At 63.7% G+C, this 19175-nt stretch carries 23 protein-coding genes and 1 tRNA gene; 14 read left to right on the top strand and 10 right to left on the bottom strand.

The genetic code is table 11. From position 1 onward, the window contains the following. Window positions 1-39 precede the first annotated feature (39 nt). From pal to ABUE11_RS08550, 7 genes are all read left to right on the top strand, one after another. Window positions 40-576, top strand: coding sequence for a peptidoglycan-associated lipoprotein Pal (gene pal, locus ABUE11_RS08580; RefSeq protein ID WP_367068625.1), 537 nt, complete (start codon window positions 40-42; stop codon window positions 574-576). Further along, entirely contained in the window at window positions 576-1364 is a 789-nt protein-coding gene (gene ybgF / locus ABUE11_RS08575) for a tol-pal system protein YbgF (protein ID WP_367068624.1), read from the top strand. The genes pal and ybgF overlap by 1 nt, the downstream gene beginning before the upstream one ends. A 5-nt stretch (window positions 1365-1369) precedes the next feature. Then, window positions 1370-2152: a tRNA threonylcarbamoyladenosine dehydratase gene (locus tag ABUE11_RS08570; protein ID WP_367068623.1), complete on the top strand. Its 783-nt coding sequence runs from the start codon at window positions 1370-1372 to the stop codon at window positions 2150-2152. A gap of 32 nt (window positions 2153-2184) precedes the next feature. Next, a tRNA-Lys gene (locus ABUE11_RS08565) sits at window positions 2185-2260 on the top strand. 221 nt (window positions 2261-2481) lie between these two features. Further along, window positions 2482-3072: a PEP-CTERM sorting domain-containing protein gene (locus ABUE11_RS08560; RefSeq protein ID WP_367068622.1), complete on the top strand. Its 591-nt coding sequence runs from the start codon at window positions 2482-2484 to the stop codon at window positions 3070-3072. A gap of 261 nt (window positions 3073-3333) precedes the next feature. Then, window positions 3334-3645 carry a hypothetical protein gene (locus ABUE11_RS08555; protein ID WP_367068621.1) on the top strand — a complete coding sequence of 104 codons (312 nt, stop codon included), beginning with the start codon at window positions 3334-3336 and terminating at the stop codon, window positions 3643-3645. 244 nt (window positions 3646-3889) lie between these two features. Then, window positions 3890-4159: a hypothetical protein gene (locus ABUE11_RS08550; protein WP_367068620.1), complete on the top strand. Its 270-nt coding sequence runs from the start codon at window positions 3890-3892 to the stop codon at window positions 4157-4159. A gap of 45 nt (window positions 4160-4204) precedes the next feature. Here the strand turns inward: ABUE11_RS08550 and ABUE11_RS08545 are convergent, their stop codons facing one another. The 9 genes from ABUE11_RS08545 to ABUE11_RS08505 all read right to left on the bottom strand — a co-directional run bounded on the left by ABUE11_RS08545 (window position 4205) and on the right by ABUE11_RS08505 (window position 10436). Next, window positions 4205-5395 carry a zonular occludens toxin domain-containing protein gene (locus tag ABUE11_RS08545; protein WP_367068619.1) on the bottom strand — a complete coding sequence of 397 codons (1191 nt, stop codon included), beginning with the start codon at window positions 5393-5395 and terminating at the stop codon, window positions 4205-4207. After that, window positions 5392-5670, bottom strand: a complete 279-nt coding sequence (locus tag ABUE11_RS08540) for a DUF2523 family protein (protein WP_367068618.1) — start codon at window positions 5668-5670, stop codon at window positions 5392-5394. The genes ABUE11_RS08545 and ABUE11_RS08540 overlap by 4 nt, the downstream gene beginning before the upstream one ends. Beyond that, the gene (locus tag ABUE11_RS08535) at window positions 5670-7067 is read right to left on the bottom strand and encodes a virulence factor TspB C-terminal domain-related protein (protein WP_367068617.1); all 1398 of its coding nucleotides are present in this window, start codon (window positions 7065-7067) and stop codon (window positions 5670-5672) included. Before ABUE11_RS08535 ends, ABUE11_RS08540 begins: the two co-directional genes overlap by 1 nt. Window positions 7068-7427: 360 nt before the next feature. After that, window positions 7428-7628 (bottom strand): major capsid protein, encoded by a 201-nt coding sequence (locus tag ABUE11_RS08530; RefSeq protein WP_367068616.1) that lies wholly within the window; start codon window positions 7626-7628, stop codon window positions 7428-7430. Window positions 7629-7710: 82 nt separating this feature from the next. Continuing rightward, window positions 7711-7923, bottom strand: coding sequence for a hypothetical protein (locus tag ABUE11_RS08525; RefSeq protein ID WP_367068615.1), 213 nt, complete (start codon window positions 7921-7923; stop codon window positions 7711-7713). A gap of 2 nt (window positions 7924-7925) precedes the next feature. Then, entirely contained in the window at window positions 7926-8249 is a 324-nt protein-coding gene (locus tag ABUE11_RS08520) for a hypothetical protein (protein WP_367068614.1), read from the bottom strand. A gap of 26 nt (window positions 8250-8275) precedes the next feature. Beyond that, window positions 8276-9529 carry a replication initiation factor domain-containing protein gene (locus tag ABUE11_RS08515; protein WP_367068613.1) on the bottom strand — a complete coding sequence of 418 codons (1254 nt, stop codon included), beginning with the start codon at window positions 9527-9529 and terminating at the stop codon, window positions 8276-8278. After that, window positions 9526-10056 carry a hypothetical protein gene (locus ABUE11_RS08510; RefSeq protein WP_367068612.1) on the bottom strand — a complete coding sequence of 177 codons (531 nt, stop codon included), beginning with the start codon at window positions 10054-10056 and terminating at the stop codon, window positions 9526-9528. The genes ABUE11_RS08515 and ABUE11_RS08510 overlap by 4 nt, the downstream gene beginning before the upstream one ends. Continuing rightward, window positions 10050-10436, bottom strand: a complete 387-nt coding sequence (locus tag ABUE11_RS08505; protein ID WP_367068611.1) for a hypothetical protein — start codon at window positions 10434-10436, stop codon at window positions 10050-10052. The genes ABUE11_RS08510 and ABUE11_RS08505 overlap by 7 nt, the downstream gene beginning before the upstream one ends. Before the next feature lie 132 nt (window positions 10437-10568). Between ABUE11_RS08505 and ABUE11_RS08500 the strand changes: the two genes are divergently transcribed. Beyond that, window positions 10569-10844 carry a hypothetical protein gene (locus tag ABUE11_RS08500; RefSeq protein WP_367068610.1) on the top strand — a complete coding sequence of 92 codons (276 nt, stop codon included), beginning with the start codon at window positions 10569-10571 and terminating at the stop codon, window positions 10842-10844. 191 nt (window positions 10845-11035) lie between these two features. Here the strand turns inward: ABUE11_RS08500 and ABUE11_RS08495 are convergent, their stop codons facing one another. Continuing rightward, window positions 11036-11374, bottom strand: coding sequence for a metalloregulator ArsR/SmtB family transcription factor (locus tag ABUE11_RS08495; protein WP_367068609.1), 339 nt, complete (start codon window positions 11372-11374; stop codon window positions 11036-11038). A 103-nt stretch (window positions 11375-11477) separates the two neighbouring features. On the opposite strand from ABUE11_RS08495, the gene ABUE11_RS08490 reads away from it, so the two are divergent. From ABUE11_RS08490 to ABUE11_RS08465, 6 genes are all read left to right on the top strand, one after another. After that, complete coding sequence (locus ABUE11_RS08490; RefSeq protein ID WP_367068608.1) at window positions 11478-12521, top strand: efflux RND transporter periplasmic adaptor subunit; 1044 nt, start codon at window positions 11478-11480, stop codon at window positions 12519-12521. Between the two features lies 1 nt (window position 12522). Beyond that, window positions 12523-15756: an efflux RND transporter permease subunit gene (locus ABUE11_RS08485; protein ID WP_367068607.1), complete on the top strand. Its 3234-nt coding sequence runs from the start codon at window positions 12523-12525 to the stop codon at window positions 15754-15756. Then, window positions 15753-17174: a TolC family protein gene (locus tag ABUE11_RS08480; RefSeq protein WP_367068606.1), complete on the top strand. Its 1422-nt coding sequence runs from the start codon at window positions 15753-15755 to the stop codon at window positions 17172-17174. The genes ABUE11_RS08485 and ABUE11_RS08480 overlap by 4 nt, the downstream gene beginning before the upstream one ends. 141 nt (window positions 17175-17315) lie before the next feature. Beyond that, complete coding sequence (locus tag ABUE11_RS08475) at window positions 17316-18464, top strand: FAD-dependent oxidoreductase (RefSeq protein WP_367068605.1); 1149 nt, start codon at window positions 17316-17318, stop codon at window positions 18462-18464. Window positions 18465-18509: 45 nt separating this feature from the next. Then, window positions 18510-18719, top strand: coding sequence for a DUF2892 domain-containing protein (locus ABUE11_RS08470; protein WP_367068604.1), 210 nt, complete (start codon window positions 18510-18512; stop codon window positions 18717-18719). A gap of 11 nt (window positions 18720-18730) precedes the next feature. Further along, window positions 18731-19012 carry a rhodanese-like domain-containing protein gene (locus ABUE11_RS08465; protein ID WP_367068603.1) on the top strand — a complete coding sequence of 94 codons (282 nt, stop codon included), beginning with the start codon at window positions 18731-18733 and terminating at the stop codon, window positions 19010-19012. The last annotated feature ends 163 nt before the right edge of the window (window positions 19013-19175 follow it).

Genomic DNA, 19175 nt, shown 5'->3' with positions numbered 1-19175 from the left:
ATTCCTTGGTTTCTCAACGCCTGATGTAGGCACTTTCTTATGAAGCACATCCAACTCAAACGCGTTTCCATCGCTCTCACCATTGCGGCCCTGATGGCTGGCTGCAGCTCGGGCGTCAAGCTCGACGAGGCTCCCGTCGAAGACAAGGGCGCCACCTCCACGACGGGCAGCTCCGGCGGCGCAAGCCAAAGCGGCGTGGCACCGGTCGATCTGACCCAGTCTGGCCGTGATGCAGCCGGCCCGGCAGGCGTGGCGCGCATCATTTACTTCGACTTCGACAGCTTCGTCGTGAAGCCTGACTACCAGTCTGTTCTGGAAGGCCACGCACGCTTCCTGAAGGCCTCTCCCGCACGCAAGGTGGCTCTGGAAGGCCACACCGACGAGCGCGGCGGCCGTGAATACAACCTGGCTCTGGGTCAGAAGCGCGCCGAAGCCGTGCGTCGTTCGCTGGCACTGCTGGGTGTGCCCGATGCACAGATGGAGGCAGTGAGCTTCGGTGAGGAAAAACCGGCGGCGCAGGGCAACAACGAAAGCGCCTACGCGCAGAACCGTCGCGTCGAACTGTCGTACCGCTGATGGCTGCGCGCATGTCTTTGCTTCAACATTCGCGTGCGCTCGGCGCGGCGGTCTTTGCCGTTGCCGCGACCTGGTCGATGCCCAGCCACGCGTTGTTTGGGGACGATGAGGCGCGCCGAGCCATTCTGGAGCTGCGCCAGCGCGTTGACAGCCTGCAGCAGGCCAATCAGCGCGCGGGCGAGCGCTCCACCGACGAGGTGTCGCAACTGCGCCGCAGCCTGCTGGATCTGCAGACGCAGATCGAGGCGCTGCGCACGGAGCAGGCCACGCTGCGTGGGCAGAACGAACAGCTTCAGCGCGATGTGGCCGAGCTGCAGCGCCGTCAGAAAGACATGGCACAGGGCGTCGATGAACGCCTGCGCAAATTCGAGCCTGAATCCATCACGCTGGATGGCCGCGAGTTTCGTGCCGACCCTGCGGAGAAGCGCGACTTCGAGGCCGCGCTCGCGCTGTTCCGATCAGGCAAATTTCCTGAATCGGCGGCGGCGTTCGGCAAATTTGTCGGCGCGTATCCCCAGTCGGGCTACTTGCCGTCGGTGCGCTTCTGGCTTGGCAATGCGCAGTACGCGACGCGTGAGTACAAGCAGGCCATAGGCAACTTCAAGAGCCTGCTGGCGAGCGCCCCCGACCATGCGCGCGCACCCGAGGCAGCCCTGTCGATCGCCAATTGCCAGATCGAGCTCAAGGACACCCGCGCCGCGCGCAAGACGCTGGAAGATCTGCTGCGCGCCTATCCTCAATCCGAGGCCGCGGCCGCTGCCAAGGAACGCCTGGCGCGCCTGAAGTGAGTCCCATGCAGGACTCGCAGACGGATCTGACGCGGCGCTTCGGGGGCCTGGACAGGCTCTATGGCGTGGAAGGGGCGGCGCGCATCCGTGCCGCCCACGTGGTCGTCGTCGGCATCGGTGGTGTTGGCTCCTGGGCGGCAGAGGCGCTGGCACGCAGCGCGGTAGGGTGCCTGACGCTGATCGACCTCGATCATGTGGCCGAGTCCAACATCAATCGTCAGGTCCATGCGCTGACCACGACCCTGGGCCAGGCCAAGGTGCATGCCATGGCCGAGCGCATCGCGCTCATCAATCCCGAATGCCAGGTCGAATGCGTCGAGGATTTCGTCGAACCAGCGAACTGGCCCGACATCCTGCCAGCCCGCGTCGATGCCGTGATCGATGCCTGCGACCAGGTGCGCGCCAAGACGGCGATGGTGGCATGGGCGCAAAGGCACCACGTGCCATTCATTGCCGTGGGTGCTGCTGGAGGAAAGCGGCTCGCCTACAAGGTGGATGTGGACGATCTGGCCCAGGTGACGCATGATCCGCTGCTCGCACAACTGCGCTATCGCCTGCGCAGGGAGCATGGAGCCGCGCGGGATGGCAAGCGCATGGGCGTAACCTGTGTCTTCAGCAGGGAGGCCGTAGCGCCACCGCATGGATCCTGTGCGCTGCAGAACGGCGACGGAACACTCAACTGCCATGGCTATGGATCATCCGTGGCCGTGACCGCGACCTTCGGGCAATGTGCCGCAGGTTGGGTACTGGATCGACTGGCCCAGCGCACCTACAAAACCACGCTATAATTTACGTCTTTACTGCAATCGAGCAAAACCGTGGGACGTTAGCTCAGTTGGTAGAGCAGCGGACTTTTAATCCGTTGGTCACAAGTTCGAATCTTGTACGTCCTACCAAACCACACAAGGAAAGCGCACTATCATTTCGATAGTGCGCTTTTTTGTTGGTGACAGGCTGATGCCCTGTTGGGCGGGGTAATGCAGCATGGTCCATGCTGTACCTCAAAGCTCATCTAGCTAGCGCGCCAGGACCTTGGCCGCCATCCCGGTTGGTGTGGATTGACAACCATCCGCGACATGGACAATCCTCTCGCATCACGCACTTTGTGGAGTCGATCATGTCTGCTGTCAAACTGATCGTTTCGGCCGCTGCACTAGTGATGGCATCAGCGGCCCATGCGGGCTTGGTCGGCAAAGGCTTTTCGACGTTCTACGCCCATCCCGACATCACCACAGCCTATAGCGGCGCATCGGTATCGCCGTCAACTTTCACCGTCGGAGCGGGTAATGAAACATTGTTCGATGTAGAAGGCGTCACGCAGATCAGTGTCGACTTTTCCGACAATTCGCTGGCCCTGTTGCTAACTACGTCGCTTCTAGCCCCGACGTGGAACAGTACGTCCTTCAACGGGTTGGTGTTTGATCTCATATCAGGCGGTCCACTGGATATTGTCGCTGCGGCGGTCGACCCAACGACGACCATGACCGGTTTTGACGCCAGCCGCGTCAGCTTCGACAGCGGGCGTATCGCCATCAATTGGAGCGGTCTCTCTTACGTCGACGGCACCAAGGTGATCGTAAACTTCACCAATGCCGTGCCCGAACCGCCGTCTTGGCTGATGGTGGTCGGTGCCTTGGCACTACTTGGTGGGCATCGCTCGATTCGACGCCGGCAACAGCAACCGGTGCACGTACCACCGGCGGCGTAAGCCGTAGTTCAAGCAATCCACGAATCAGGGGAAGGGTCAGGACCCAGGTTACTGGGTCTTGGCAGGTCAAACATAGCCTCCGAAGTGTTGGATACGATGTATATTATGTTTAATCCTGAAAAAGCCGCTGGAGAGGCTTCGACGCTCCCGCCGATTGCGCCAAGTCAAACCGTGGTCAGTTTTTTCCCTATTGACAAGCCGTGCTAGTTATGCATTGGGGCTTTTATGTTCCGAAGCCCCCGCAGTCTGCCGAGCTTGACCATGATGTTTGATGACCTGGGCGCATCGCCCGCCCAGGTTGCAAAGTTACTGGGTATCACAGAGCGCACGATGCGCCGGTATCTACAGGCCGACGACGCACCGCGCCCGGTGCTACTGGCGCTTTTTTGGGAAACACGTTGGGGACGATCAGCCGCTGATTGCGACGCCCACAATTACGCCCAGGTGCAGCACGGATTAGCCCAGGCGCTGCAATCCCAAAATGCCCGCCTCGTACGCCAGGTGCGAGAGCTTGAGAGACTTTTGGACAGCAACGACCGCGCCGCGAACCGGCCATTTTTCCGCGCCGCGTAACCAGCACCGCGCCAGACCTAGCACGCCCTATGGCACAGGCCAGCTGGGCATTTACCGCAGCGCCATCTATTTGTAAAGGGCTTCGGGCTTCGCCGCCGTGCTCAATCGGTCCCTCCGCTGCGCTCCGGGCTGCGATTTCCGCGCGGCCCCTTGACAAATAGCTGTCCCTGCTGTGCATCGCTCCTCGCGAACAAGGCCACCCCGCGCCGCGTGCTGGCCTCGTTCGACTCAGGAGATTAGCGCCATGATCGCTGCAAACTACCGCAAGCACCCCGACGCCCTCGCGCTGCAATTGCCGCTTCCGTTTGGCCGCGCCCTGGTGTGGGCTTTGCCACGGCCTACGACGCGCATCCAGCGCCAGATCCGCGCCGCGCGCGGCAAGGCCTTTGCGGCTGCTGGCCGCATCGCGCATCCCGCGCCCAAGGTGACGCCGCAATGGGCAAAGGACGCCGCACGCGCCGCGCGCGCACTGGGTCAAAAAGTAAAAGCCGCTTTGCGCGGCTTTTGGGACTAATGAAGTAACCTAGAGGGATGACCGTCGATTTTCTCGCAGACCCTTTTACAGTGGCTGGCCTGATCCTGCTGGCCGGTATTGCCCTGTACCTGCTATTGCGCTTCGCAGATTCACGGAAACGTCAGCCATGGGAACTACGTTTGCGCTCCCGCCAGGAACAGCAACGGTTTGACGTTCGCCGGGTTCAGTATCACCCGAAACAGCACCGCCGCGCCCGCCACGACCGACAGGGACGCTAGCCGCTGGCGGAGGCGGCAGCACGTACGGGTTAAATGGCCGTGGCGATTGCAGCCAGGTCTTGCACGCCGCCGCGCTCATATCAGGCACTTTCGCCCCGTCCGCCGTCAGGCAGATGCATTCATCCCCTTTGCAGATGGCACCGGCAACGACCGGCATATGGACGACGACCCGATAACCGTCATACGCCGGAGCCGTCCAGGGTCGATCAGACAGACGCGGAACAAACGCAATACGCTCATCCAACGACCCGTTCATACCATCATCATCTTCGACCGTCACCGGGTTTACTGGCAATGCTTGGGGCACCTGGGGCGCTTGGGGCGCAGGCACCGCCGCCGCTGGTTTCTCTGCCGTGTGATTTTTGAAGGTCCGCACGATCAGGCCGACCAGGACTGTCAAACACACCAGCAGCACCGCCACCAGCGCAAGGGTTTTCGGGGCAGCACGAACCGGCTTGTGGTGCTCGTTCGCGCTTGCGTACAGGTCGAACACTTTGCGCGGCAGCTTGTACCGCTTTTTGACTGGGCATGTTTTCCAGGCCAGACCTTCATTCACTTCCGGCCACTCGTACCACCACCGGCCCAACCACCCAGTGTCCCGAATATGCACATGCCGCCCGACCAGGCCGCGCACGTTGGCATCAATCAGCCTGGGGCTTTGCGTGGTAATGAAAATATCAATCCCCGCGTGCCGATGGGTTTCGAGCGCCGCGATTGCCTCCGGCACTTTGGCCGCTGGCCCGCGTGGTCGCCAGCAGCCCTGTGCCTCGTCGATGACCAATATCCCGCCGTCAGATACTTCCTCGTGCCAGGTCGCCGCATTGACCGGCTGATGCGGAATAAGCAGAGTTTCGTGCAAAAGCTTTTGCTCTGGCCGCAAACGCTCTTTTGGGTCGAAATGCACAAACACCGGACGATCTTTCGCCAGGTCTTGCAACAAGTCGATCATGGCCGCCGTTTTGCCCGCGCCCGGCATGCCCGTCAGCAGCGTTATCACTTGACAACCTCGAATTTTTTAAGGCTTTGCATCGCCACACGCGCCACCAGCGCCCCGGCAATGATGGATGCAGCCGTATTGATCCCGGCCAGTTGCACTAGCTGTAGCGCCTCAGGAAAGCCCGCCAGCCCCGCCCATGCGTTTTTAGCCGCAGACAGCGCCGCATTCAGCGCCGCCGTCATCGCCGCGTATGACACGACACCGAACCCTAGCGCGATCATGGCCCGCTTAACAATTGGCCCCGCCAGGGACGCCAAGAAGGTTCCAAAGCCCATCAATCGCCCTCCCTTGCGCCGACCAGAATAAACGCAGCACTCAGCCAGGCCATGGCAATGATGATTGGCCGAAGCCCCGACATATAGACGCAGAACAAATCAAACGGTATCGGGATTTGACGCCCCTGAACCGTGAGCATGCGAGGCGCAGGACATGACCCGCCATCAGGCCCCCACCCCGCATCAGGTGTGACGGCAATCGGCTTTTCCGACTCTGGCAATTCTTCCTCGTCTGGCGTATCCAGCTTCACGCACGCGAGAATATCCGGGTACAACTCACACAACCCCGGATCTTCCTTCGGCTTGTCGCCCGTATTGGTATTGCCGTTTTCATCCGGGTTAGGGTCTGGCTGCTGCTCCGGCCCCGACTCCGGACTGGGCTTCGGACGATTCACCGGCTTGATTTCTATTCGCCACGGGTCTTCTGGACTTGGCGACGGTTTTACATGCGTGCCAGGCTCGACATATGGCTGATTTTCTGTGCTTGGTTCTGCATTAGGGTTGTAATTAGGATTTGGCACCGGATCGCCATTCGGAATAAACGTAGGCCGATGCTTGGGATTATCGCCAGGCTCCGGATTAACCCATGGCCCCGGCGTCGGATCAACCGGCAAAGGCGTTGGATACGGCAACTCCTGCGGCACCGTTTCCGGCATTGGCTTAGGTGACAAAAGCTCCTCAAATTCCTCTTGCGTCACTCTATTAGGCTGCGGGTTCTGTGTACAACCTGCTGACGTGTGATACCAACCCTGCGGACACTGACTCTGCCGTTTATTCAGAATATGCGTCGTATTCTCATTAATTACCGATTGCGACCCATCCTCATTAACTATATATTTCCTAAATATACATTGATATGACGCCCCAAACGGTTTAATCGATTTAAACGTCGCAAACATAGGCCCCGTGTATGTCGCCATATGCGCCTCACACGCTTGCTCAGGCGTCGGGTAATACTGCTCACCGCCAGGGCTGTATTCATATCCGTCCGACACCGTGCCTGAACTCCCATCCGGCCTCACCCATGCGTTTTGCGCGGCATCCCATACCAACCCCGCCGCACCGAGCCATGCCGCTATCCCCATAGCCGCCCGCGCGCCAGGATGCAGATAAAGCGCCCGCGCTGCATATCGCGGCGCATTCGCCGCAAGCCGATACGCAACCGGCATTGTTGTAACTCTACCAGGCACAGGCACCTTTAACCCGTTACTCTGATAGATGATTTTCCCGCTACCGAATAATTGATCGTTAGCCGCCGCCGCGTAGCCGTACCCCTTGCCCCATGCACCCGACCGCGTGAACCCCACCGGATCAGACGGCCACGCATAGCCCGCAGACGCCGAAAACGACGCCAGGCCCAGGCCAGCAGCGATTACCAGTTTTGCGAAACGATCCATGCCAACCCTGCGACGGCCAAAAACATAATTGCGAAATCCGGTGTCATTGGTGCGCAGCCTTACGAAGATGCAGTATTGCCGCCGTAGCGATCCAGGCCGCCGCAACAGCCCACCCAAGCGCCAAACCGTCTTGCCACTCAAGCAGGCCGCACGGTTGCGGAGTCAGCGCAACGACGCTTTGGATAGCTTGCCCCCCGGCGACGGGTTGCAGGCTATACGTGATGGAGTCAGGCCCGACAGCCTGAACTCCCACCACGTAGGCCGCGCCACCATGCACGACGACCGCCCCGACTTGCGACGAGGCGACAGCAGACAGCGCATCTACTGCGCTGCCATAGCAGGTTGCGCCGACCTGATAGCTCACTTTGCCGAGCGCAGGAACTTGATTGCTGCAACGGCGATAGCCGCAACCACAAAGGCAGTTGCCACCGTCACGCCGTCAGCCTGCATGGTGCTGATGGCGTCAGTAATTTCCTGCGGAACCGCAGCATTGGCAGCGCCGAAAGCACCGAGCAGACCGGCAGGGATAGCGCCAAAGCGCAGAGCGTTTTTCGTGTTCATATTCGAACCTCCAAAAGTAGTTGAGAAAATGATGCATACGCATCAGATAGGCGTCATCAACGCCTATATGCTGCACACGCCATTATTCGACTTGCGGGTTTTTGTATAAACATCGCAAATCAACGACGACCGCCTTATGGTATGAGTCGCAATGATCTTCGATCAATTGCGCGCAGGTTTCCAAGTCATCCACCGCGCAAGCATCCCGCAGGAGCATGACCCATTCGGGTTGCCCATCATCGGGATTCGGCGCGAGGAATGCGCCCGTAAATGCGCTTTGGATGACGTAGCGCATTTTTACGCCGCCTTTTGCGCAGGCTTTGCCATTTCGACCGGACGAATATCGACCAACACCATTTTCGTGCCATCTTGCGCAGCCGCCGCCATTTCAAACGTGGCAATTGCCTTGATCGGCAGAGAATCGCCCAGGTGTGACCACTTGTCGAATTCCTTAGCATCGCCCAATTTGAAGGGACGGGTTGCGCGACCGATGGAGCGACCCGCGCTGTTTTCTGCGAGATCGACTTCACAATGGAATGTCGTACTCGAAAACTCCCGGCCCTCAATACTGCCTTTGCTTTCCTTGATGCCGTGAATGATGACTTCGGACTTAAATTGCATGATGCTTCCTTCTTTTGGTCAGTTGATTAAGCCGTTACGCAAGGTTGACCCGTCCCCGCTGGCCGATAAACACGCCCATGCGCTTTTTCATAGGCACAACGAATCTCATCACGGCTGAATCGACGCAGACGACCCGGAACCGCTTTTGGATTCACAATTTCGAGAAAGGCGTTTTCGCCCAAGTACTGAAAGGCCAGGGACAGGGACGCGCCCGCAACGTCACGCACCCATCGCACATTACGGGTTACTTCCGCTTCGATGGTTTCCGCCGCCAAGCGCTTTTCACAAGGCACTTTGAACGGGTCAACCGTAGCGCCCGCCTCATTGAGCAGCGCCGCGTGCCAGTCGCTGGCACCGGCAAAGCCTGATGCCGGGTAACGCAGGAGATCAGACGGCAGAACGCGAAGTTTGTTGCCAAACCGCAATTCAGCCCTGATCCAGCCGGATGCATCTTTTTCGCCAAAAAGCTGATGCCCTTTTTCGTAGACGTTCGTTTGCTTTCCGGCTTCCTTGGAGCCGATATAGAAGCTACGCCCCTTGCCCTCGACTGGGCCGTTTGACCAGTCGCCAACCATGTTGCACTTGGGGCGCTTACCGCCGCAATCCATCAAGCCATGCTCATAGTCGGCTTTGATTCGACGCATGCCACCGGCGAGGCCATCGAAGAAGTCCAACGCCAGATCAACGCGGGTTATTTTGGCGTCCAGCTCATCAACCAGGTCCGCAATGGCATCGCGCCATCCCGCCTTGGCAAAGGTACACGCCGTGCCGTAAAGATTGACATGCAGGGTTTGCGATTGCGCTTTTTGCCGTGGGCTATCGCCGCTTGCGCCGAAGCCGACCCATCCCACTTCAGAGCCGTGACGCTCGATACTGATGCGCTTTGCATAGAAGTCGTGACCCTTGCGAAGCTCAGAAACGACAACGAATTCATCCCCAAGGATCGACGCCACTTTTTCCGCCAGTTCCAGAGCTTGCCCGCCTGGCGCGTATTGCGGGTCAGGCAGTTCCGCGAGCATTTTGCGCAGGCGCTTTTTTCGCCGTTCACTTTCGTCCTGTTCAGCAAGACTCAGCAACTCCACGGGTTCAGGAAAGAGTACATCGACCTCAGGTGTCGGCGCATTACGCACCAGCGCCGTGAACCGCACCCAATCCACATGCACCGGCATTTTGGTTTCGCGTCGCTCGATCATCAACCGCGCTTTGACTTCCGACCCATCAAGCACCAGCGCGCAGGTTTTGGAATGCTTGTTCAGCCGGGTTCCTGCTGGACGGGTCATACCGCACCCCCAAAACCTTTTGATTCACGTGCTATATCCACGAGGAAACGCGCAAACTCAAACGGGGTCATTTCGCGCTCGCGTTTACCCATCAATTCAACCCGACCCGTTGCGACGCCCACCGGGTCAGGTAGCGCAGGCACTGGCCCCACGATGTACAACGCCGTTTTTTTCGGCGCTCTGTGGCCCCACCACGATTGCATAACCGGTATCAGCACACCGCCCCAGCGATCGCGCAGGCCGAACCCACCACAGCCCATAACTGCCCACAACCGGGAAGCATAGGGATGTTCAACGACGCCGCCAAACCGCCGAACCTGCTCAACCGCCCACGGAGCAAGCTCTTTTTCACCATCCCGAGGCTTCGCGAACTGCGATAACTGCCCCCATGCCCTGCAAGGCGGATGCGCTACAGAAGGCACACCCCCCGGCCAGGTCAACGCATTACGTTCGAAGTCGTAACAATCACAACCCATTTTTTTGTAGTGACTGTCAGAACGAACAAACAGCGCAGCGACTTTCAACATTCGGTGTTCTCCCCGTGATTACCATGGGGGAGGACTTGAGCGGCCCCCAAGCATGCGCCGGCCTGCGCCCTCGCGGAGCTCGTGCCCATGCCGGCGCATGCTTGCGCCGCACGGTCACGCAGGACACCACGAAGATTTTCAAGGGCAAGAAAGTCCGCAATAGAGAGCCACGCGGCCCGGTTGTCCCGCCCCTGCGCGGCTGCTGGAGTCGGCAAACCACATGCAGCCGTTTCGACCGCAAGGGCAGGACAAGGGGTTACGCTGGTGGCATGCACCAGACGGAAGAATGAGCCCGTGTCATAGGCAAGTTCGAGCACGTTGCCGACCTTGCGCCGCACCGTATACCGCTCGCCCTGATAGATGACTTGTGTTTGAGACATGCCGACTCCCTATTGATGAGCCGAAATGTACTCAAAACACCTCAAAGCATTTGATACCCTCTAATACTTGAAGGTCTTTAAATCTTTAACTACCATGCGCAACGTATCGCCAACGCAACAGAAGAGTCAAACATGAAGGCTTTTGAATGGATTGACCGCGTCAAGAACGAACGCGGATTTGCTAGCGACTATGCCGTCGCAAAAGCACTTGGAATCACCCAAGCAACAATCAGCCTCTACAGAAAACGAGGCTCAACATTGGATGAACGTGCTTCAATTAGTGTAGCGCAGATGCTAGGCATTGCGCCTGCTAGCGTGGTGCTTGACCAAGCAGCCGAACGGGTCAAGAACCCCGAGATTCGCGCCGCCCTGCTCGATCAAGCAAACCGCCTCTGTATATTATGTTAACTATGATTGGCATCGTGTTCCGCTGTTGATCGCATATCCGACGGGCATTGCCGACGAACCCTATCGAGTCTTCGGATCAGTCAAGCCCCACCCTGTATTTGACCCGTGACTTCTGCGCGGCTCAGTTTGCCAACGGTGAGCCCAAGCGGAGTCCTTCGAACCCAGCACATGCTGAACCCGAGGGATGTCACTCACAGGCGCTCACGAAATGCGCTGTTGGTCTGCGCGGCCTGCTCGAGTCGGCGCGCGATGTTGCCGCAGACCAGGTCGCACAGCGCGTCGACCGACTCATCGGTCAGGCGGTAGTACACGCTGGTGCCGCGTCCCTCGCGCGAGACGATGCCCTGCTTGGTCATCAACGACAAATGCCTTGAGATGTTGGCCGCCGTGTAACCACAGGCCTGGGCCAGTTCGCCCACGTTGTGCTCGCCCTGGCGCAGCAGGTTGAGGATGCGCAGACGCGTGGGCTCGGCCAGCACCTGGAAATAGGCGGCGACCTGATCCAGGGCTTCAGGGGGCAATTCCTTCATCACTTCGCTCCATTCGGTGTGCGCTCATGCCTGCACATGGTACATCATTGACTAATTAGCTACTTGGTTAAATAATCAATGAAACCATCAGAAAGCTCATCCCATGCCTCATCGCCTTTGGCTGCCTCTCTTGCTTGCCGCTCATGCGGGTCTGTCGCCCGTGCGGGCCGCCGAGCCCGCTGTTCTCGACTATGTTGCCGTGCAGTCGGCCCAGGCCGGCTGGCAGAGCAGCGACGCCAAGGTGGAGGCCGTGCGCGACACCCAACTGTCGGCCCAGGTGGCGGGCGCCATCGTTGCGCTGCCCGTCAAGGCCGGTGACCGCGTGCGCGCAGGCCAGGAGCTGCTGCGCATAGACGCACGCATGGCGCACCAGGGCGCGAGCGCCAGCCAGGCGCAGGTGACTGCCGCCCAGGCCCATCTGCAGGTGGCGGGCAAGGAGTACGAGCGCCAGAGGCAGCTGTTTGCCAAGCGCTACATCAGCCAGGCGGCGCTGGATGCCGCCGAGGCCCAATGGCGCGCGGCCCAGGCCCAGGTGCAGGCGCTGCAGGCGCAGGCCGGTGTGGCGGCCACGCAGTCGGGCCTCTTTGTGCTCAAGGCGCCCTATGCCGGCGTGGTGGCCAGCGTGCCCGTGGCGCTGGGCGACATGGCCATGCCGGGCCGGCCGCTGCTGTCGGTGTATGACCCCGCGCAGCTGCGCGTGGCCGCCGCCCTCACCCAGCAGCAGGCGCAGCAGCTCGGCCAGGCCGCGGGCGTGCAGGTCGAGCTTGCCGGCCAGCGCCTGGACATTGCCGCCGCGCAGATCCAGGTGCTGCCCACGGCCGACCCGCTGAGCCACACCGTCACCGTGCGCGTGCCACTGCCGAACAATATGCCAGAGAACCTGGCGGGCGCCCTGCCCGGCGCATTCGCGCGCCTGTGGTGGCAGGGCGGCGCGCAGGACGCAGGTCAGCGCCTCTTGGTGCCCGCCAGCGCGGTGGTGCGCCGCGCCGAGATGACGGGCGTGTACGTGCGCGGCGCCAACGGCCGGCCCCAGCTGCGCCAGGTGCGCCTGGGCCAGCCCCAGGGCGAGATGGTCGAGGTTTTGAGCGGCCTGGCCGCGGGCGACCAGGTGGCGCAGTCGCCCCAGGCTGCGGCAAGGGTGCGCTGACATGGGCGCCCCAAAGCATTCCATGGGCATCTCCGGCCGCATTGCCCAGGCCTTCCAGGCGGCGCAAATCACGCCGCTTCTGGCTCTGGTGGCGTTGCTGCTGGGCGTGTTTGCCGTGCTCGTCACACCGCGCGAGGAGGAACCGCAGATCGACGTCACCATGGCCAACGTCATCGTGCCCTTCCCCGGCGCCTCGGCGCAGGACGTGGAGCAGATGATTGCCACGCCCGCCGAGCAGGTGCTGTCGCAGATGCTGGGCGTGGAGCATGTGATGAGCGTCTCGCGCCCCGGCGTGGCCGCGCTCACGGTGCAGTTCAAGGTGGGCGTGCAGCGCAACGACGCGCTGGTGCGCCTGCACGACACGCTGCGCAGCAATGCCGACTGGCTGCCGCGCGGCCTGGGCGCGCTCGAGCCCATCATCCGCCCCAAGGGCATTGACGATGTGCCCGTGGTCACGCTCACGCTCTACAGCCAGGACGCGGACCAGGGCGCGTTTGCCCTCGAGCGCGTGGCGCACAGCATGGAGGCCGAGCTCATGCGCGTGCCCGGCACGCGCACCGTGACCACCATAGGCGGGCCGGGGCGCGCGGTGCGCGTGCAGCTCGACGCCGCGCGCATGGCCGGCCGCGGCGTGACGGTGGACATGCTGCGCCAGGCGCTCCAGTCGGCCAACATGGGCCTGCCCGTGGGCGAGCTGCTTTCGGCCAACCAGTCCGTGGCCGTGGAGGCCGGGCCGTTCCTGGCCCATGCGCAGGAGGTGGCCGACATCGTCGTCACCAGCCACGGCGGCAAGCCCGTCTTTCTGCGCGACGTGGCCAGCGTGGAGGACGGCCCGCCACCCGCCACGCGCTATGTCTGGCATGCCCAGGTCAAGGACGGCCAGGCCGAGGAATACCCGGCCGTGACGCTGGCCGTGACCAAGAAGGCGGGCGCCAATGCCATCGACGTGGCGCGCGCCGTGATGCAGCGCGTCGACGAGCTCAAGGGCACGGTAATCCCCGCCGACGTGCGGGTGGCCGAGACGCGCGACTATGGCGCCACGGCCAACGACAAGGCGCAAAAGCTCATCCAGAAGCTGCTGTTCGCCACCGCCAGCGTGGTGGCGCTGGTGTTCGTGGCCCTGGGCCGGCGCGAGGCGCTCATCGTCGGTGTGGCCGTGGGCCTGACGCTGACGGCCACGCTGTTCGCCTCCTGGGCCTGGGGCTTCACGCTCAACCGCGTGTCGCTGTTCGCCCTGATCTTCTCCATCGGCATCCTGGTGGACGACGCCATCGTGGTGGTGGAAAACATTCATCGCCACCAGGCATTGCATCCTGAAAAGACCCTGCTGCAGCTCATCCCGGGCGCGGTGGACGAGGTCGGCGGGCCCACGATTCTGGCCACCTTCACGGTGATCGCCGCGCTGCTGCCCATGGCGTTTGTGAGCGGGCTCATGGGGCCGTACATGGCGCCCATCCCCATCAACGCCAGCATGGGCATGCTGCTGTCGCTGGCCGTGGCCTTCACCGTCACGCCCTGGCTGGCGCGGCTGTGGATGAAGGGCCATGGCGGCCAGGCGCAGGAACATACGGGCCTGGCGGCAAAGCTCGCGCCGCTGTTCACGCGCATCTTCCGCCCGCTGCTCGACGACCAGCGCGGCGCACGCCACCGCGCCCTGCTGGGCCTCGCCGTGGCCGGGCTGATCGGCGTGTCGCTGGTGCTGCCGGTGCTGGGCTGGGTGCAGCTCAAGATGCTGCCGTTCGACAACAAGAGCGAGTTCCAGGTGATCGTGGACATGCCCGCGGGCACGCCGCCCGAGCGCACGGCCGCCGTGCTGCGCGAGCTCGGCGCGCACCTGGCCACCGTGCCCGAGGTCACCGACTACCAGGCCTACGCTGGCACGGCCGGGCCCATCAACTTCAACGGCCTGGTGCGCCAGTACGACCTCAGGAGCGGCGGCGAGGTGGGCGACATCCAGGTCAACCTCAAGGACAAGCACGAGCGCAAGGACCAGAGCCACGCCATTGCCATGCGCGAGCGCCCTGCCCTGCAGGACATCGGCCGGCGCCTCGGCGCCAACGTCAAGGTGGTGGAGGTGCCGCCCGGCCCGCCCGTGCTCTCCCCCATCGTTGCCGAAATCTATGGCCCTGATGCCGATGGACGGCGCAAGGTGGCGCGGGACGTGCGCGAGGCGCTACAAAAAACGGCTGGCATCGTGGACCTGGACGACAGCGCGATTGCCGACGCGCCCAGAAAGCTCGTGCTCGTGGACCGGCGCAAGGCCGCGCTCATGGGCGTGCCGCAGGCGACCATCACCACGGCACTGCACGCGGGCCTGTCGGGCGAGAACGTCACCTGGCTGCGCGACGCGAGCAAATACCCCACGCCCGTGCTGCTGCAGCTGCCGGCCGAGCAGCATGGCAGCCTGGACCAGCTGCTGCAGCTGCCCGTGCGCACCGCCACGGGCGCGACGGTGGCGATTCGCGAGCTGGTCACCGTGACCGACAGCCTGCGCGAGCAGCCCATCTTCCACAAGGACCTGCTGCCCGTGAACCTGGTCGTGGCCGACATGGCGGGCCGGGTGGACAGCCCGCTCTACGGCATGTTCGCCGCGCGCTCGGCGATTGCCGACATCACCGCGCCCGACGGCGGCAAGGTGGAGGAATACTTCGTCAGCCTGCCCAGCGACCCCTACCGCGGCTACAGCCTCAAGTGGGACGGCGAATGGCAGATCACCTACGAGACCTTCCGCGACATGGGCGCGGCCTATGGCGTGGGCCTCGTCCTGATCTACCTGCTGGTGGTGGCGCACTTTGGCTCGTACCTGACGCCGCTCATCATCATGGCGCCGATACCGCTCACCATCATCGGCGTCATGCCCGGCCACGCCCTGCTGGGCGCGCAGTACACGGCCACCAGCATGATCGGCATGATCGCGCTGGCGGGCATCATCGTGCGCAACTCCATCCTGCTCGTGGACTTCATCCGCCTGCAGGTGCAGGCCGGCATGGACTTCAAGGAGGCCATCGTGCAGTCGGCCATCACGCGCGCCCAGCCCATCATGCTCACGGGCCTGGCGGCCATGCTCGGGGCCTTCTTCATCCTGGACGACCCGATCTTCAACGGCCTGGCGATCTCGCTGATCTTCGGCATCGCCGTCTCCACGCTGCTCACGCTCGTGGTCATCCCGATTCTGTACTTCGTGGCCTACCGCCACCGTGTCGACGTGGTGCGTGGCCAAGGACTGGCGCAATGACAAAAACCATAGCTGCTCGCGCTTGCCCCACAAGCGCCAAGGCCATATTTGGCCTCAAACTCGCCGCCGCCCTGCTGCTGGCGCCCATGGCACCAGCCGCCCACGCCACCGACCTGCTGCAGGCCTGGCAGGCGGCCGAGCGCCATGACCGCGAGCTTGCCGTGGCGCGCGCCGCCCATGGCGCGGCCGAGCCGCAGCGCCGCCAGGCCGACGCCCTGTGGCGCCCCACCCTGGGCATGACGACCGCGGCCGGCTGGGGCCATGGCGAGAGCCAGATGCGCGGCGCGCAGTTCAGCGCCCCGGGCATGGGCACGAACAATGGCGTGGACTTCGGCACCTCCGTCAACGGCGGCACGGCCACGCGCATCGCGCTGCAGGCCAGCCAGCCGCTCTACGACCCCGAGCGCCGCGCCCAGCAGCAGCAACTGCACCTGCAGGCCGACATGGGCGAGCTGCAATGGCAGGCCGCGCAGCAGGCGGCCATGCTGCGCACCGCGGGCCAGTACCTGGACCTGGCCCTGGCCCAGGAGTCGCTGCGCCTGTTAGACGGCCAGCTGGACGCCGTGCGCCGGGCCGCCACCGAGGCGCAGGACCGCTTCGACCTCGGCGCCGCCCCCATCACCGCCGTGCACGAGGCCCGCGCGCAGGAGGCGCAGCTCGACGCCCGGCGCCTGGCCGCGCAGGCCGAGCTCGACATCCAGCGCCGCCGGCTGGCCGACAGCACGGGCCTGCCCGACGCCGGCCTGGTGGCGCATATCCCCCAGGTCATGCAGCCCACCGCGCAAGCCCTGGCGCTGTGGCAGGAACAAGCCGCCGCGGGCAATCCCGGCATACGGCTGCAGCAGCTCGCCGCCGACCTGGCGCGCGCCGAGGCCGACAAGCACCGCGCCAGCGCCGCGCCGCGGCTCGAGCTCGTGGCCCAGGCCGCGCAGGAGCGCCTGTCGGGCAGCGGCGACTACGGCAGCGGCGCGCGCAACAAGGACCGGCGCGCCCTGCTCGGCGTGCAGCTCACGGTGCCGCTGTACACGGGCGGCTACCGCTCGGCCAAGGAGGACGAAAGCCTGGCGCGCTGGAACGAGGCCCAGGCGCGCCTGGACGCCACGCGCGAGCAGGTCGCGCGCCAGGTGCACGCCACCTGGCTGGGCCTGCGCAGCGGCGAGCAGCAGGTGCAGGCGCTGCAGCAGGCCCTGCAGGCCAGCCGCGCGCGCCAGGACGCCACGCGCACCGGCTACGAGGTGGGGCACCGCACCCTGCTCGACCTGCTGGGCGCAGACAACGACCTTGCCGCCACGCAGCTGGCCCTGGCCCAGGCGATGAGCCGCCTGCTGCTCGCCGAGCTGCAGCTCGCGCAGCTCGCCGGGCGGCTGGACGAGGCGGCGCTGCGCCGCGCGAGCCAGTCGGCACCTGGCGACAACTAACTCTCATATTAATAGCTGCCAGCGTTTGATGGATAAAGCTGAAGGAGCAATTTCAATGACATTATTCGGTCGCGCATTCGACCTGTCCCGGCACATGAGGTGCACAGCGCCGGGACAACGCCCCCTGCCGGGAGCCCAGCCATGAACGCCCCGACAAATGCCGCCCCCCACATCACGGTGCTGGGCGCCGGCTTTGGCGCCCTCGCCACGGTGCGCGAGCTGCGCCGGCGCAGCGGCGATGTGCAGATCACGCTGGTGTCGCCGCGCGCCGAGCTGCACTACCTGCCCAGCATCATCTGGATACCGAGCGGCCTGCGCACGCGCGAGCAGCTCGTCGTGCCGCTCGCGCCGTTCTTCGAGCGCATGCGCGTGCGCCATGTGGCGGCCGAGGTCACGGGCCTGTCCGATGACGGCCGCACGGTGCGCACCACGGCGGGCGATGTGGCCAACGACGCGCTGGTCATCGCCACGGGCGGGCGCTTCATCAAGAAGCTGCCTGGCGTGGAGCACGCCATCACGCCCTGCGAGGGAATAGATGCGGCCGAGAAGATCCGCGACCGCCTGCGCGCCATGCAGGGCGGCACCATCGCCATCGGCTTTGCAGCCAATCCGCAGGAGCAGCAGGCCGTGCGCGGCGGGCCGATGTTCGAGTTTCTCTTCGGCATCGACACCCAGCTGCGCCGCGAGGGCCGGCGCGAGCGCTTCGAGCTGGTGTTCTTCAACCCCAGCGCGGAGCCCGGCAACCGCCTGGGAGCGAAGGCCGTGCAGGGCCTGCTGGCCACCATGGCGCGCCGCGGCATACGCACCCACCTGGGGCACAAGCTGCTGCGCTTCGAGGCCGACAAGGTCGTGACCGAGGGCGGCGAGATCGCGGCCGACCTGATCCTCTTCATGCCCGGCATGACGGGCAACGCCTGGTTCGACCAGACCACCCTGCCCCGCTCGAGCGGCGGCCTGGTGCGCGCCGATGCGCAATGCCGCATCGAGGGCTGGCAGCACGCCTATGTGGTGGGCGACGCGGGCAGCTTCCCCGGGCCCGACTGGGCTCCCAAGCAGGCCCACATGGCCGAGCTGCACGCGCGCGCCGCGGCGCAGAACCTGCTCGACGGCCTGGCAGGCCGGCCGCAGACGGCGGGCTTTGCGGCCGAGCTGGCCTGCATCATCGACTCCATCGACGGCGGCACCCTGGTGCTGCGCAATGCGCGGCGCAACCTGGTGCTGCCGAGCTCGCGCGCCTTCCACTGGGCCAAGCGCGCCTTCGAGCGGCGCTACCTGCGCCAGTACCGCTGAACCCCCGACACCGCTTTTTCATCGCTTCTTCAAAGGAGAACCTTCATGACCTCATGGCAAGTCGTTCGCATCATTGCTGGCAGCTTCATCCTGCTGAGCCTGGCGCTGGGCATACCCGGCAGCCCCATTTTCATGAGCCAGTGGTGGCTGGCCTTCACCGCCTTCGTGGGCGTGAACCTGCTGCAAAGCGGGCTCACCCGCTGGTGCCTGATGGAGAGCATTCTGCGCAAGCTGGGCATACAGCCCGGTTGCTGAGAGGTGGCCACATGAGCGAAACCACGGCCCTGGTGGTGGACGTGCGTTCACCCGAAGAATTTGCCAACGGCCATGTCGCGGGCTCCATCAATCTGCCGCTGGGCGACCTTGCCCGCCTGGCCTGCAGCGCATTGCCGCGGCGCGATGCGCCGGTGATTCTGTGCTGCATCTCGGGCGCGCGCTCGGACATGGCCACCCAATGGCTGCGCGCCCAGGGCTACACCCAGGTGAGCAATGGCGGCAGCGTGGGCGCCGTGGCCCTGCGGTTGGGCCTGCCCATAGAACGGGGCTGATACAGCGCGGCCGACAACACGCGCGACAGGCACACCTGCCCCGCTGCGGTGCGCGCATGCCCGCCCGCATCGCACCACAGCGGTGCGCTCCCGCCAGGGCCGCGCACCCATCGCCCCCTTCAGCCAGGCCGCGCAATGCCGCGCACGGCCGATGGCACGGTAT

This window comes from Oryzisolibacter sp. LB2S (assembly GCF_040732315.1).
Classification (GTDB): Bacteria; Pseudomonadota; Gammaproteobacteria; order Burkholderiales; family Burkholderiaceae_C; genus Alicycliphilus; species Alicycliphilus soli.
Note: the sequence above shows the minus strand (reverse complement) of the source record. Positions and strands in the feature narration are given on the sequence as shown.

Excerpts from the sequence above, each read along its gene's own strand:
- pal (WP_367068625.1), top strand. The coding sequence starts at position 40 with ATGAAGCACATCCAACTCAAACGCGTTTCCATCGCTCTCACCATTGCG.
- ybgF (WP_367068624.1), top strand. The coding sequence starts at position 576 with ATGGCTGCGCGCATGTCTTTGCTTCAACATTCGCGTGCGCTCGGCGCG.
- ABUE11_RS08570 (WP_367068623.1), top strand. The coding sequence starts at position 1,370 with ATGCAGGACTCGCAGACGGATCTGACGCGGCGCTTCGGGGGCCTGGAC.
- ABUE11_RS08560 (WP_367068622.1), top strand. The coding sequence starts at position 2,482 with ATGTCTGCTGTCAAACTGATCGTTTCGGCCGCTGCACTAGTGATGGCA.
- ABUE11_RS08555 (WP_367068621.1), top strand. The coding sequence starts at position 3,334 with ATGATGTTTGATGACCTGGGCGCATCGCCCGCCCAGGTTGCAAAGTTA.
- ABUE11_RS08550 (WP_367068620.1), top strand. The coding sequence starts at position 3,890 with ATGATCGCTGCAAACTACCGCAAGCACCCCGACGCCCTCGCGCTGCAA.
- ABUE11_RS08540 (WP_367068618.1), bottom strand. The coding sequence starts at position 5,670 with ATGGGCTTTGGAACCTTCTTGGCGTCCCTGGCGGGGCCAATTGTTAAG.
- ABUE11_RS08535 (WP_367068617.1), bottom strand. The coding sequence starts at position 7,067 with ATGGATCGTTTCGCAAAACTGGTAATCGCTGCTGGCCTGGGCCTGGCG.
- ABUE11_RS08530 (WP_367068616.1), bottom strand. The coding sequence starts at position 7,628 with ATGAACACGAAAAACGCTCTGCGCTTTGGCGCTATCCCTGCCGGTCTG.
- ABUE11_RS08525 (WP_367068615.1), bottom strand. The coding sequence starts at position 7,923 with ATGCGCTACGTCATCCAAAGCGCATTTACGGGCGCATTCCTCGCGCCG.
- ABUE11_RS08520 (WP_367068614.1), bottom strand. The coding sequence starts at position 8,249 with ATGCAATTTAAGTCCGAAGTCATCATTCACGGCATCAAGGAAAGCAAA.
- ABUE11_RS08515 (WP_367068613.1), bottom strand. The coding sequence starts at position 9,529 with ATGACCCGTCCAGCAGGAACCCGGCTGAACAAGCATTCCAAAACCTGC.
- ABUE11_RS08510 (WP_367068612.1), bottom strand. The coding sequence starts at position 10,056 with ATGTTGAAAGTCGCTGCGCTGTTTGTTCGTTCTGACAGTCACTACAAA.
- ABUE11_RS08505 (WP_367068611.1), bottom strand. The coding sequence starts at position 10,436 with ATGTCTCAAACACAAGTCATCTATCAGGGCGAGCGGTATACGGTGCGG.
- ABUE11_RS08500 (WP_367068610.1), top strand. The coding sequence starts at position 10,569 with ATGAAGGCTTTTGAATGGATTGACCGCGTCAAGAACGAACGCGGATTT.
- ABUE11_RS08495 (WP_367068609.1), bottom strand. The coding sequence starts at position 11,374 with ATGAAGGAATTGCCCCCTGAAGCCCTGGATCAGGTCGCCGCCTATTTC.
- ABUE11_RS08490 (WP_367068608.1), top strand. The coding sequence starts at position 11,478 with ATGCCTCATCGCCTTTGGCTGCCTCTCTTGCTTGCCGCTCATGCGGGT.
- ABUE11_RS08485 (WP_367068607.1), top strand. The coding sequence starts at position 12,523 with ATGGGCGCCCCAAAGCATTCCATGGGCATCTCCGGCCGCATTGCCCAG.
- ABUE11_RS08480 (WP_367068606.1), top strand. The coding sequence starts at position 15,753 with ATGACAAAAACCATAGCTGCTCGCGCTTGCCCCACAAGCGCCAAGGCC.
- ABUE11_RS08475 (WP_367068605.1), top strand. The coding sequence starts at position 17,316 with ATGAACGCCCCGACAAATGCCGCCCCCCACATCACGGTGCTGGGCGCC.
- ABUE11_RS08470 (WP_367068604.1), top strand. The coding sequence starts at position 18,510 with ATGACCTCATGGCAAGTCGTTCGCATCATTGCTGGCAGCTTCATCCTG.
- ABUE11_RS08465 (WP_367068603.1), top strand. The coding sequence starts at position 18,731 with ATGAGCGAAACCACGGCCCTGGTGGTGGACGTGCGTTCACCCGAAGAA.